General features: G+C 62.4%; 11 protein-coding genes. 4 read left to right on the top strand and 7 right to left on the bottom strand.

Translation table 11 applies throughout. From position 1 onward, the window contains the following. Positions 1 to 178: 178 nt before the first annotated feature. From Q2T94_RS18305 to Q2T94_RS18290, 4 genes are all read left to right on the top strand, one after another. Positions 179 to 1,039 (top strand): methyltransferase domain-containing protein, encoded by an 861-nt coding sequence (locus tag Q2T94_RS18305; protein ID WP_264271289.1) that lies wholly within the window; start codon positions 179 to 181, stop codon positions 1,037 to 1,039. A gap of 157 nt (positions 1,040 to 1,196) precedes the next feature. Beyond that, positions 1,197 to 1,664, top strand: coding sequence for an NfeD family protein (locus Q2T94_RS18300; RefSeq protein WP_264271288.1), 468 nt, complete (start codon positions 1,197 to 1,199; stop codon positions 1,662 to 1,664). A 58-nt stretch (positions 1,665 to 1,722) separates the two neighbouring features. Continuing rightward, complete coding sequence (locus Q2T94_RS18295) at positions 1,723 to 2,655, top strand: SPFH domain-containing protein (RefSeq protein WP_264271287.1); 933 nt, start codon at positions 1,723 to 1,725, stop codon at positions 2,653 to 2,655. 180 nt (positions 2,656 to 2,835) lie between these two features. After that, positions 2,836 to 3,195: an RNA polymerase-binding protein RbpA gene (locus Q2T94_RS18290; RefSeq protein WP_264271286.1), complete on the top strand. Its 360-nt coding sequence runs from the start codon at positions 2,836 to 2,838 to the stop codon at positions 3,193 to 3,195. An 89-nt stretch (positions 3,196 to 3,284) separates the two neighbouring features. Here Q2T94_RS18290 and Q2T94_RS18285 read toward each other — a convergent pair whose 3' ends face one another. The 7 genes from Q2T94_RS18285 to Q2T94_RS18255 all read right to left on the bottom strand — a co-directional run bounded on the left by Q2T94_RS18285 (position 3,285) and on the right by Q2T94_RS18255 (position 12,539). After that, on the bottom strand, positions 3,285 to 4,013 hold the full coding sequence (locus Q2T94_RS18285) for a polyprenol monophosphomannose synthase (RefSeq protein WP_302266071.1): 729 nt from the start codon (positions 4,011 to 4,013) through the stop codon (positions 3,285 to 3,287). A gap of 532 nt (positions 4,014 to 4,545) precedes the next feature. Continuing rightward, positions 4,546 to 6,165 (bottom strand): amidohydrolase, encoded by a 1,620-nt coding sequence (locus Q2T94_RS18280; RefSeq protein WP_302266070.1) that lies wholly within the window; start codon positions 6,163 to 6,165, stop codon positions 4,546 to 4,548. An 82-nt stretch (positions 6,166 to 6,247) separates the two neighbouring features. Next, positions 6,248 to 9,046, bottom strand: a complete 2,799-nt coding sequence (locus tag Q2T94_RS18275; RefSeq protein WP_302266463.1) for a DEAD/DEAH box helicase — start codon at positions 9,044 to 9,046, stop codon at positions 6,248 to 6,250. 72 nt (positions 9,047 to 9,118) lie between these two features. Beyond that, on the bottom strand, positions 9,119 to 9,955 hold the full coding sequence (gene tatC, locus Q2T94_RS18270) for a twin-arginine translocase subunit TatC (RefSeq protein WP_264271283.1): 837 nt from the start codon (positions 9,953 to 9,955) through the stop codon (positions 9,119 to 9,121). A 6-nt stretch (positions 9,956 to 9,961) separates the two neighbouring features. Beyond that, entirely contained in the window at positions 9,962 to 10,186 is a 225-nt protein-coding gene (tatA, locus tag Q2T94_RS18265; protein WP_264271282.1) for a Sec-independent protein translocase subunit TatA, read from the bottom strand. Positions 10,187 to 10,221: 35 nt separating this feature from the next. Beyond that, a complete protein-coding gene (locus tag Q2T94_RS18260) occupies positions 10,222 to 10,581 on the bottom strand; it encodes a hypothetical protein (RefSeq protein WP_377700394.1) in 360 nt (119 codons plus the stop codon). A 2-nt stretch (positions 10,582 to 10,583) separates the two neighbouring features. Then, positions 10,584 to 12,539, bottom strand: a complete 1,956-nt coding sequence (locus Q2T94_RS18255) for a helix-turn-helix transcriptional regulator (protein WP_302266068.1) — start codon at positions 12,537 to 12,539, stop codon at positions 10,584 to 10,586. Positions 12,540 to 12,631: the final 92 nt, after the last annotated feature.

Raw genomic sequence — 12,631 nt, 5'->3', positions numbered from 1 at the left:
GCCCAACGCCGTCACTCCCCCGGCACTGGACACTACCCCGACTCCCTTGCCCGGCCATGAAGGCCGGGCGGCGCGCCCGCGCCTACTACAGTGGTCAGAAGGCCACGCCGCAAGACCGGTCAACGAGCCGGTTGCAGCTAATCACCACCCCCAAGAATTGACACCATTGGAGCAGCTCATGAATCCGGACGAGGGTCTTCGCTGTCCCGTTTGCCGAGAGGGGTTGCGTCTGCAGCAGCAACCCGGGAGGCCCGACCGGCTCGGCTGCGATGCCGGACACGCATTTGACGCCGCGAAGCAAGGCTATTTCAACCTGCTGGCCGGCAAGGGAACGAACTTCAAGGAAGACGGGGCGCAGATGGTTGCTGCCCGGGCATCCTTCCTTGATGCCGGGCACTACGAGTCGCTGGCCGAAGCCCTGGGGCTCCGAGCCCGCAAGGCCCTGCGCGGATACGAGGAACCGCGGATCCTGGACGCTGGCGCAGGGACCGGATACTACCTGAGGCAGGTGCTTCAAGCGCTTCCCGGGTTCTCCTCCGCCAGCGCTGTTGCGTTGGATATTTCTCGCTATGCAATGCGGCGGGCAGCGAAGGTGCCCAACACCCTGGCGCTCGTGTGGGACCTGTGGCGTGAACTTCCCTTGGAGGACGAGTCGTTCGACGTGCTGCTGAACATCTTCTCCCCACACAACGGCAAAGAATTTGCCCGGGTATTGCGCCCGGGTGGAACGGCCCTGGTCGTAACCCCGCTCCCCGGACACCTTGCGGAGGGTGCGGAACTTCTGGGGCTTCTTGCGATCGCCCCGGACAAGGCTGCCGGAGTCGTGGCTTCCATGGGCGACGGCTTCACGCTCAATGCAACCGAGGAGGTCCGGATACCGTTGGTGCTGGATTCGGCCGCAGCTTTCGAGCTGGCCATGATGGGACCGGCCGGTCATCATCTGGACCCCGAAGAACTGCGTGGCCGGTTGGCTGATGCAGGAAACGCCATGCTCATCACCGCGGCATTCCGCATCCAGGAATTCCGCAAGAACCAATAGCCCGGCGACCTCAGCGGAGGTGCCGCCGATCATCGCAATGATGAGGTTGCGTAGGTTGAACATCCTCCCTTGTGCTGATTCGATTTGGCATGCCGATCGGGCAAGATGGTGTACGAGGTTGGTGTGTATCCAACGCATCCGGACTTGAGGGGTAAATATGTATGTGTGGCTTATAGACAACGCTTGGGTGGTCTGGCTCGCGCTCTTCCTCTTGCTGGCCATCATCGAAATGATTTCCCTTGACTTGTATTTCATCATGTTGGGCGTTGGAGCGCTTGGTGGTGTGGGAGTCGCCTTGGCGGGCGGCGAATTCTGGTTGCAGGTCGTGGTCTTCTCCGTCCTTTCCCTGCTCATGATCATGCTGGTCCGCCCCATTGCGCTGCGACATCTGCGTAAGGATCCCGAAGCCCTGCGAACCAATGTGGATCGACTGATTGGCGAAGATGCCCTGGTCCTGGAGCCCACCTCCAGGATGAACGGGCGGGCCAAGATCGGTGGGGAAACCTGGTCTGCCCGCACCGAGGACGAGGTTGCCCTGCAGCCCGGTACCTACGGTTCGGTGGTCCGCATCGATGGGGCAACGGCCTACATCACGCTTCGGAAGCAGCTGCCGGGTCTGGACTAAGGACTCAAAAAAGTTTTTCGGCGTCCGGAACATGACGCCCCTACGAAAGAGAGAAGAGATGCAAACATCGGGTCTAGGCCTAACGGTCGTCCTGGTAGTACTGGCAATCTTCGTGATCATTGTGCTCCTGCGCTCAGTGCGTATTGTGCCGCAGGCGCGAGCCGGGATCGTGGAGCGACTGGGCAAATACCACCGCACGCTACTTCCCGGGCTGACGATCTTGATTCCGTTTGTCGATCGGTTGCTTCCCATGCTTGATCTTCGCGAACAGGTCGTGAGCTTCCCGCCGCAGCCCGTGATCACCGAAGACAACCTTGTGGTCTCGATTGACACCGTGGTGTACTTCCAGATCACCGAGCCGCGTGCGGCCACCTACGAAATCGCCAACTACATCCAAGCCGTCGAGCAGCTGACCACCACCACGCTTCGTAACGTGGTCGGCGGGCTGAACCTCGAAGAAGCGCTCACAAGCCGCGACCAGATCAATGGCCAGCTGCGTGGGGTCCTGGACGAGGCCACCGGCAAGTGGGGTATCCGTGTCTCGCGCGTCGAGCTCAAGGCCATCGATCCACCCCTGTCGATCCAGGATTCCATGGAGAAGCAGATGCGTGCAGAACGTGACCGCCGCGCCGCGATCCTCACGGCTGAAGGCACCAAGCAGTCGGCCATCCTGACAGCCGAAGGCCAGCGCCAGGCATCCATTCTCAAGGCCGAGGGTGATGCCAAGGCATCGATCCTTCGTGCGGATGGCGAGGCACAGGCCATCCAGAAGGTCTTCGATGCAATCCACGCAGGCAAGCCGGACCAGAAGCTGCTGGCCTACCAGTACCTGCAGACCTTGCCGAAGATTGCTGAAGGCTCCTCCAACAAGCTGTGGATCATCCCCAGCGAGGTTGGCGAGGCGCTCAAGGGAATCGGCGGAGCCCTGGGCAACTTCACCGAAGGCGACGGCGAGAACAAGCCCGAAAGCCCCAGCAGTACCCTGATGTAACGACCCTTCCGGGCCGGAATTGATCGGGCGGGCGACCTCACAACCGAGGTCGCCCGCCCGAAGCCGCGTCGTGGCCGTATAATGGAAACTTCGAGACTTGCGCCCCGCGGGAATTTTGAGCTGGACCGGGACGTTTAAATCGGTAGCCGAACCCGTATGTAATCGCAGTAGGGAGACAATATGAGCGATCGCAGCCTGCGAGGAATGCGCCTTGGCGCACAGAGCATGGAAACTGAGGCTGGCGTCGAGCCAGCAGCGCGCCAGCGCGTTGAATACCGTTGCGAAGACGGCGAGCAGGTGTTCGTGATTTTTGCCGCCGAGGCAGACATCCCGGCAACCTGGACCTCCAAGACCGGAAAGCTTGCAAAGCTGGTCAATGGCGAAGCGGAGCCGGAGGAATCCAACGAGAAGCCGGTGCGTACCCACTGGGACATGCTTCTCGAGCGCCGCTCCGTTGATGAGCTGGAAACAATCCTGAAGGATCGCCTGGACAAGTTGCGCGCAACACGCGGTGCAGCCCAGGCAGCGCTCAAGGGATAACGACCCCGGCAATACAAATGGCGAGGGCCCGAATGGAACATCCATTCGGGCCCTCGCCATTTCTGGTTGCCCTCACGGCATCCCGGCGACTACTTGCGGCTGGTGAGTTTCTTCCAGCGGGCGCTCAGTCCCCACTTGGTCACGTTCAGCATGGCTTCAATGACGATGTTGCCGCTCATCTTTGAGACGCCCAGTTCACGTTCGACGAAAGTGATAGGAACCTCGACGATGTTCTTGCCCAGTTGCGCAACCCGGAAGGTCATATCAACCTGAAAGCCGTAGCCGACGGAATCGATGGCGTTGAAATCGAGGGCCTCGAGGGTCTCTCGGCGGAAGGCGCGGTAGCCGGCGGTGATGTCTCGCAGGTTCACCCCGAGCATGGTCCTCGAGTAGAAGCTGCCCACGCGTGAAATCAACTTGCGGTGCAGCGGCCAGTTCACGACCGAGCCGCCCTTGACCCAGCGGGAACCGATGACCAGGTCCGCGCCCTTGGGGATTTCGGCCAAAAGCAGCGGAAGCTGTTCGGGCTTGTGGGAGCCGTCGGCATCCATTTCCACGAGCACGTCGTAGCCGGCGTCCAGGGCGCAGCGAAAACCTGCCAGGTAGGCTGCGCCAAGGCCGGCCTTGCCCGTGCGGTGCATGACGTGGATTGCCTTGTCCTCGGCGGCCATCTTCTCGGCGAGGTCGCCGGTGCCGTCGGGAGAATTGTCGTCAACGATCAGCACGTCCGAATCGGGCACTGCGGCACGCAAACGGCCTACGGTGATGGGGAGCGATTCAAGCTCGTTGTAAGTCGGAATGATCGTGACTACGCGCACGCGGCAGTCCCTTTCTGCTGATGGAATGATCCGCGGAAGAGGGCCGCATTGGGCCGAGCGCCAACGTGCCGCAAGTCGGGAACCCGCGGCGGTTGGCTTCGGGGATCAGGTGGGGGTCAGTGCTCAATTATACGCAACCGTCCCAGCGAATCCCGGACCCTCGCCGTGTGATGCGCAAGACGCCTCGGTAATGGTGCCAGACACAAATCGACCCCGCGGGCTTCGGTCCGTCCATTCCCGCCAACAAGGGGCGGGGCAGGTGTTATCTAGTGCCTACGGGGTCGATTTGTTCTTGCACACCGGAATGCCGGTAAGCCGGATCGAAGGATCAGACATTGGTTCCAGCCTACCGTCCAGTTTTTAACTGTCAACCGTTTCCGGACCACTGGCTTCATGAATCCGCTCAAGTCAACCTATAAATCGCGGGTTCATGCGTTTTGCCGGGAAATAAAACTTTCAAATCGCGTTACTTCATTTCAGGGCCTACCACAAGGCGGAAGATCTGAATTCCGTCTCGCTGGAGAAGATGATTCTAGGACACGCCGAGGGCATCGAAGAGCACGTGGCCTGCCCGGACTGTTCGGAGGCAATTGGGCAACTCGTCTTCCAACACCGGCAGCATGGGGGTACCGGCCCGGGCATCGGTGCTCCAAGAGGAAACACGGAGATCCGGGGTCTGCACCGACAACTCTGCGGCATCCCAGATGGCGAAGGTGGCGTCGGCACCGTTGACCAGTTGGCCGGCGAAGGGGTTGGGTGTGCCGAGGGCACGGAATCCGGAACGGGTGTGCGCCATGAACGCGGCCCTTGCCGAGATCCGGGCCTGGGGGTCACTGAGTTCGAGGCAGGCCTTGACGGAGGCCCACGGGCTGACCGAGGTGACGGGGGCATCCGACCCGACCACGACGGGAACCCCGGCAGCCAGGAACTGTCCCATGCCATTCATGGACGCGGCGCGGGAACCGCCGAGCCGCTGCTCGTACAGGCGGCCCGGACCTCCCCATGCTGCGTCGAAGCCCGGTTGCATAGAAGCCGTCAAGGCGAAGGCAAGCATTTGGGCCCGTGCGGCGTCGTCGGCCATTTCAACGTGTTCCAACCGGTGCCTGCCGGCCTGCACCTTGGCAATGCCCACGGATTCGGCGGCCCTGCCAAAACCCTCAAGTGCGAGGTCCAGGCCGGCGTCGCCGATCACGTGGAAGGAGGCTTGGATGCCGGCTAGGGAACATGCGGCAACATGGGCGCTGATGCTGTCAACATCCAGGTAGGAGGTGCCCCTCTCCCCCGCGGCATCGGAGTAGTCGGCGCGCAGCAACGCTGTACGGGAACCGATCGAGCCATCGATGTTCAGGTCGCCGCCCAATCCCACCACGGAGGGCGAATTGAACGATGCCAACAAAGAGCGGGCTTCCTCCTCGGTGCCCACTGCCTGGCCCCAATAGGCGTAGACCTCGGGGCTGGAAGCCTTCTCGGCGTCGGTGCGGGCCAGCAGCGCCTCGAGGTCGGCGCGTCCGGAGATGTGCTCGGCGGCCATTTCGACCACGGTCCCATGTCCCGTGGCAGCCAGGTGCTGAAGGGCAAGATTGCGGTTTTCGGTGTTCGCTGTGGGGTCGTAGGCGAATACTGCCGACCGGACACGTTCGTGGGCAGTCCCGCGTACCAACCCATCGACGTACTCGGGACCTTGCACGAGGCCGACGCGATGTGCCAGCGCGGGGCTGATGAGTGCGGAGTGCACGTCGACCCTCGCCAGGTAGATCTCCCGGTCGGGGGCTGCCCGGTGTAGCTGGTCGGACGTGGGCAATGTGCCGGAGGCGAAGGTCGACTCGTCCCATCCTGCACCGAGGATGGTCCCTGAGGTGTTGGCCGCGGCCACGTCCACGGCTGCGAGCACCTCGGTGGCGCTGCGGGCGGCACCGAGGTCCAGGCCCTTGAGGCGGGCACCCAACGATGCCAGATGCACATGCGAGTCCACGAAGGCCGGCGTGATGAGGGCCCCCTGCAAATCAATCTCGGTCATCCGTGCGTCTAGCAAGGCGCCTGCCGCTGCCTCGGTGCCGATCCACGCCACCGTCCCATCCTCGACCAGCATCGCCGTGGCAAAGGGATCGGCCGGGGAATAGATGGAACCATTGCGGTACATCTCAAGAGACATTGTCTACCTTTACTTTTCTCAAGCACGCCCATTGTGTCGGCGTCCTTCAATCCTGTCGTGAGTGGTCCCGCGGTGGCGGGACTCAGTCCACCACGTTTGAATATGCGACGACCCCGCGGCGGATCCGCTGGACCGCCTGGTTGCAGGACCGGGCAAGTCCGGTGTTCAGGTCCGGGATCTTGGCCAATTGGTCAAGCACGTCAATGACCTGTTTGGCCCACCGCACGAAATCGCCGCCGGCCAGGTCGGTGCCGCGGAGGCATTCGCGCAAATCCGAGCCCCGGGCCCACTTGTAGATCGGCCAGATCAACCCGGAGTCCGGGGCTACGGTCTCGGGCAGGCCCGCGTTGGCCTCGGCGTCGGAGAGGCGCGACCACAAGTTGACTGAGGTCTCCCAGGCGATTTGAACCTTAGCGGTCGGCATCCGCGGATCGGGGCCGTGGTCTTCGCGTCGCGCCTGGAAAACCAGGGCGGAAATGAATCCGGCCAGTTCCTCGGCGGTCATCTCGTTCATGGCGCCTGTTTCCATGACCAGGGATGTCAGGAGGTCGCGTTCGCCGTAGATGCGCCGCAACCGCTGACCGGCATCGGTGATTTGGGCCTGGCCCAGGTCGTCCGAGGCGGGCACGAGGTACTCGAAGTCCTCGAGCACCTTCGCGACGCGGTCAAAGGTCTTTGAAATGGTATTGGTGCGGCCGCTGATCTGGGCGCGCAGCTTGTTGGTGTCGCGCAGCAGCTTCGAGTGGCGTTCACCCCAGCGGGCATGGTCCTCGCGCTCCGGGCAGGCATGGCACGGGTGGGCCTTGAGCGCTGCACGCAGCCGAACAATGAGCTCTTCCTGTTCATCGCTGCCGCTGAAGGTGAACTCCGGGGCGCCGCGGCGTGGCGGACGCGATTCGGCCAGTGCGTTGTGCAGCGAAGCGGCCAGGTCCCGGCGTTCCTTGGGACTGCGGCCGGTGAAGCCCTTGGGGATCCGGATCTGCGAGATCACCTCAACCGGGCCGTTGAGGTCCTGGACCCCGACGCGGCGGATGTGTTTGTCCTCTGTCAGTACCGTGGGGCGCGGGTCGTGCCACGAGTTGTCCAACTCAATGACAACGCAACGGCCAAGCTTCCTGGCCCCATGGATTTCGATGATGTCCCCGCGCGTGAGGGATTCCAGGGATTCGCTGACTGCCGAGCGGCGCAGCCTCGAAATGGTTTTCGAGGCCTCCTTCTCCGCCACTGACAATTGCTCGCGCAAGGCGGCGTATTCCTTGAAGTCCCCCATGTGGCAGGTCATTGACTTGGCGTAGCCAGCCAGCGACTCCTCGCGGGAGCGTACTTGGCGAGCCATGCCGACCACGGAACGGTCCGCCTGGAACTGGGCGAATGAGGTTTCCAGGATGCCGCGAGCCCGCTCCCGGCCGAACTGCGAGGTGAGGTTCAGGGACATGTTGTAGGTCGGACGGAAACTCGAATTCAACGGGTAGGTCCGCTTGGAGGCAAGCCCCGCGATGGCCGCCGGATCGGTGTCCTGTTGCCACAGGACCACCGCGTGCCCCTCGACGTCGATGCCCCGACGCCCGGCACGGCCGGTCAGCTGGGTGTACTCCCCCGCGGTGACAGACACGTGGGATTCGCCGTTGAACTTCTCGAGCTTTTCCATGACCACCGACCGGGCAGGCATGTTGACGCCCAAGGCAAGCGTCTCGGTCGCGAAAACTGCCTTTACGAGGCCGCGGACAAAGAGGTCTTCAACGACCTCCTTGAAGATTGGCAAAAGGCCCGCATGGTGGGCAGCAAAGCCTCGCATGAGTCCTTCGCGCCACGGCCAGAAGCCCAGCACTTCGAGGTCGTCCGGCGGCAGTTTGTGGGCGACGATGTCAATCGTCTGTTCGATTTCGGTGGACTCCGCGATGGTGGTCAGCGCAAGCCCCGAGCGGACGCACTGGGCAACGGCGGCGTCGCAGCCGTTGCGGGAAAAGATGAAGACCAGCGACGGAAGCAACCCGGCATGGTCAAGGGCCATGATCATGTCCGGTCGGGAGACGCGCGTGCCCATCTGCTCGCGCTTCTCTCCCCAGGTCCCTCCCCCGCCGCGGCGGCCACGTCCGCGCTGGACGCGGCCCCGGGAGCCGGTGAGACCCCGGTGGGCCATCTTGGTGAGTTCGGGGTTGACCTCGGCCACCCGTTCCGGGGTATCGGCCACCTGGTCGAACGAAACATCCTCGGCAAACAGGTCGACAAGGCGGCCACCGACCATCACGTGCTGAAAGAGCGGAATCGGACGGTGCTCCGAGACGATGATGCGGGTATCGCCCCGCACCGCGTCGAGCCAGCCGCCAAACTCCTCGGCGTTGGAAACCGTGGCGGAGAGCGATATGACCTGGACATCCTCGCGCAAGTGGATGATGACTTCTTCCCACACCGCGCCGCGGAACTTGTCCGCCAAATAGTGGACCTCGTCCATGACGACGTAGCCCAGGGAATCAAGGGTGTCCGAATCCGCATACAGCATGTTGCGCAGGACTTCGGTGGTCATCACGACGATCTCGGCCTCGCCGTTGATCGTCATGTCGCCGGTGAGCAGACCAACGCGTTCGGGACCGTAGGTGGCCACGAGGTCGCTGTACTTTTGGTTGCTGAGCGCCTTGATGGGGGTTGTGTAGAAGGCCTTGCGTCCGGTGCGAAGCGCCTGGAATATGGCGAACTCCCCCACCACCGTTTTTCCCGCGCCGGTGGGTGCAGCCACCAGGACCCCGGAACCCGACGCCACCGCCCGGCAGGCTTCCTCTTGGAAGGGGTCGAGGTCGAATCCCAGTGAGGCCCGGAACTCGGGGAGCCCGCTTTCGCTCTCCTCGGGTTGGTTCTTGGCTGCGTCAAATCGCTCGGCCGGCATGCTCACGCTGCGACCCCTTTCAGGAGGGTAGTAGGTGCGCCCGTGTCCGTACTCCGGGCACGGGGGGTGTCCCTATGGGAGATCCGGCGAATCGGGAATGATGGATCCCTCGCCGGCACTGGCGGCGTTTTCGGCCTCGAGCTGGGCCCGCTTCTTGTCTCGCTTGCGGTCGTTCAGGTGGCAAATCAATGTTGCCGTCGCGAAGGTCACGAACAATGGACCGGCCAATGCAAACATGGTGATTGCATCTCCGCCCGGAGCCGCCATGGCGGCCACGAGGGCAATGAGGAAGACCGTGATGCGCCAATGCCGAAGGATCAACTTCGCCCTCAGGACGCCGACCAGGTTCAACCCGACCATGAGCACCGGTGCCAGCATGGCCAGCCCGAAGGCGATCAACAGCCGGAACACGAACGGTAGGTATGTGTCGGTCGTCAACCAGGACTGGGCGTTCTCCGGGGTCAATGAGATGAAGAACTTCAAGGCATGGGGCAAGACCCAATAGGCCATGCCTACGCCCACGATGAAGAGCGGCGCAGCGGCTGCGGCGAACCCGATGGCCGTGTTGCGTTCGTTCTTCTTCAGCCCCGGTACGATAAATGCCCAGAGCTGGTAGATCCAGATCGGTGCCGAGAACACCAGCCCCAAGAGCAACGAGGTCTTGAGCATGATGTCAAAAGGTGCCATGACGGAAGTGAAGTTGACTTCCCCGCCGTATGCACGGACCGGGGAGATGAGCAGCCCGAGGACCTCGTCATAAAGGAAGAATCCGCCGACCGTTCCCAAAACCAGCGCGATCAGTGAAATGAAGAGACGGTTCCGGGCTTCAACCAGATGGGCCTTGAGGGCCATGCGGCCCTCGGGATTGTTCTTCCGTCCCTTTTTGGAGTCCACGTCTTGTTCGCTCACGAAGGACTAGGAGTTGTTCTCACGACGGTCGGGGTCAACGATCTTGCCCTCGACGGTTTCTTCGCCGGCCTCGGGCGCCTTGTCGTCGTCCTTCATCTGACGGACCTCGGACTTGAAGATACGCAGGGACTGGCCAACAGAGCGGGCCAAACCCGGAAGCTTCGGGGCACCGAACAGCAAGAGTGCCAAAATTACGATGATGACCAGATGCCATCCTTGGATTCCACCCATTGGGGAACCTACCTTTCAATCGTTTTAAGTCTACGTCAGAACAATTCTAAATCGCCTACGCGTTGGGGTTGTCCGCGCTGGGCTTTGCGTTCAATGCGCGCGTTGCGGCGCGCGGTGGAACGGCGCAGCTTTCCTGCAGCGTGCGCCTCCTTGGCGATATCCCGGTCCTGGAAGAGAGCTGCTATTCCAGACGGCGTGCGCTCCGGTACCTCGGGATAATCCCGGGGTAGCGCCTCCTCATCCATGGCGGAGCCCACCCGGTCCATGGCATCGCCGACTTCGTGGGTCAGCGCCATGAAGCCGCGAAAGAGCCGGATTGCGGCCAGGACAAGGAATAGCAGCGTGCCCAAGGCGAGCACGATCCACAGCAACACCCAGAACCACCATGCGAACATCACTACTTCACCTCCAAGTTGGCCACTGCCGCACTGAGCCATGCTTCGACCTCGGCGCATAGCGGGGCAGGTTCAACAACTCGCAGGTCCCCGCCATGGTAGGCCACCATTCCCGGGAGAGTGGAAGTGGAAGTCATGCGAATCTCCGCGATGTTTTCATTCGCGCCCTTGGCCCACTGCTCCGGGGCGAATTCATCCACGAGCGAAGCCAGGCGAGGACCGAAGCCCAGGACAACCAACTCGTCGGTGGGGCTTGGGGTGAAGAAGATATCGTCCTGGTCGTCATGCCGACCCGGGGCAAAGGTGAACTGCTGGCCGCTGAACGTCGCCGACTGGATCCTATCGATGCGGAAACTGCGGATTTCGTTGTTGGGCACCGAGAAGGCGCGAAGGTACTGCCGGCCCGCGTTCTCCACGAGACGAATGGGTTCGACCTGCCTGACACCCAGTGCGTCGCTGGAAGCGCTGTAGTACGTCAGCTCCACCGTCTGGTGTTCACGGATGGCCCGCACCAAGGCAGCGTAGATCTCGCTTTCCTCGGTTGAGCGCAAGGCAATGGACAATACCGATTCCAGTCCTTCGAATCCCACCGCGGCTGCCTGCAGCTTCCCATAGGCCGAGTCGACCGCGTGGGCATGTTCGAAGTCCGGCAGTCCGCGCAGCGATGCCAAACCGGCCAGCATGGTCGCGGCCTCGGTAAGGCTGAGCCGGATGGGCGCATTGAGGGCCTCTGCATTGTTGATGCTGATGGTTCCCGCCTCCCATTCCACGTCGATCAATTCATCGGGCAGCCCGTTTGGCACCCCGCACATCATGATCGTCTGCAGGTGGGCCAAAAGCTGCTTTTCAGTCAACCCGAAGTGGGTGGCCGTTTGCTCAACGGTAGGTGAACCGAACTTGGCCACATAGGAAATGATGTCGAGGTTTCGGGCGACTGCCTCGGTGGACGGAGGGCGCCCGACATTGCGTCGTTTGCTGAGCTTGTAGGCGGGTACGGGCGCCTGCTGGGCGGCCAGTGCCCCCTCGAGCCTGCGGCGCACGGCCGTTGCAAGGGAAGCGGGTTCCAGCACGCTGGCATCGGCACCCAATTTTGCCACGTCGGCCGAAAGGCCCAGCAGGTCGTGGAATTGCACCACCAGTACATCGTGGTCATCGCCGGGGGAAATGGATTCTGCCCGGGAACGAAGCGCCCAGCCGGAATCCTTGGCCACCGACAGCCGGGCCTTTTCACCGGCAATGTCTGGATTCAGGCCACCCAAGGTGTCCGCCATGGAGAATCCAGTGGGGCGAGAAGAATGCTGGTGGCCAGTGCGGATATCGCTGAGGATGCGGGTCAGCCGGAACATGCGCACGTCCTGGCGGTCGTGGTCCAGTCCGACCAGGTACCAGTTGCCGAAGCGCGAACCGATCCCCCAGGCGTCCACGGTGCGATCGCTGGCACGGCCTTGGGCGTCCAGGTATTCAAAAGACAGGACCTGCCGTGCCCAGACTGCCTCAAGGCAGGCGGCAAACGCCGGTCCGGCGGCATGCAATCGGGGAACATACTCCGTGAACCGTACCCCGCGGCCGGTGTCCTCCAACCCGGCCGATAGCCGACCAGTGGCTCGGGTGGCCGAGGATTCCAGGTCGGTGTCCTTCCACAACTGTGCAGCAAGGCCCAGTACCGCGGCTTCCTCGGTCGTGAAACTCACTTCGGGCAGCCGATAACTGGCCGGGGTGATCAGGTAGCGCTCCTCGGAGCCGGTGCCGAGGGTTTTTACCGGCACGCCCATTTCACGCAGGTCTTTCTTGTCCCGGTCGAATTTACGGTCAAATGCGGCGTCACTCAGCGACTGGTAGTCATCGACGATCTTGCGCAGTTCGCGCTTGGAATATCCATGCGGGGTGTTGATCAACGCATAGGTAAGACTGACGAGTTTCTCGGCACGGGAAGGACCGCCGGAGTTAATTTGAGCCACGCTCGCAAGATTACCCTTTGGCGACAAGGCCGAGCCAATGCAACGCCGCGTTAACGGCCTTTGGCCGTGTTCTCCCCCGTTTAACTTGGGAA

The sequence above is a fragment of the Paeniglutamicibacter sulfureus genome (genome assembly GCF_030512175.1).
Taxonomy (GTDB): domain Bacteria; phylum Actinomycetota; class Actinomycetes; order Actinomycetales; family Micrococcaceae; genus Paeniglutamicibacter; species Paeniglutamicibacter sulfureus.
The sequence above is the reverse complement of the archived record's forward strand: the minus strand, read 5'-3'. Positions and strand labels throughout refer to the sequence as shown.

Excerpts from the sequence above, each read along its gene's own strand:
- Q2T94_RS18305 (WP_264271289.1), top strand. The coding sequence starts at position 179 with ATGAATCCGGACGAGGGTCTTCGCTGTCCCGTTTGCCGAGAGGGGTTG.
- Q2T94_RS18300 (WP_264271288.1), top strand. The coding sequence starts at position 1,197 with ATGTATGTGTGGCTTATAGACAACGCTTGGGTGGTCTGGCTCGCGCTC.
- Q2T94_RS18295 (WP_264271287.1), top strand. The coding sequence starts at position 1,723 with ATGCAAACATCGGGTCTAGGCCTAACGGTCGTCCTGGTAGTACTGGCA.
- Q2T94_RS18290 (WP_264271286.1), top strand. The coding sequence starts at position 2,836 with ATGAGCGATCGCAGCCTGCGAGGAATGCGCCTTGGCGCACAGAGCATG.
- Q2T94_RS18280 (WP_302266070.1), bottom strand. The coding sequence starts at position 6,165 with ATGTCTCTTGAGATGTACCGCAATGGTTCCATCTATTCCCCGGCCGAT.
- Q2T94_RS18275 (WP_302266463.1), bottom strand. The coding sequence starts at position 9,046 with ATGCCGGCCGAGCGATTTGACGCAGCCAAGAACCAACCCGAGGAGAGC.
- tatA (WP_264271282.1), bottom strand. The coding sequence starts at position 10,186 with ATGGGTGGAATCCAAGGATGGCATCTGGTCATCATCGTAATTTTGGCA.
- Q2T94_RS18260 (WP_377700394.1), bottom strand. The coding sequence starts at position 10,581 with ATGTTCGCATGGTGGTTCTGGGTGTTGCTGTGGATCGTGCTCGCCTTG.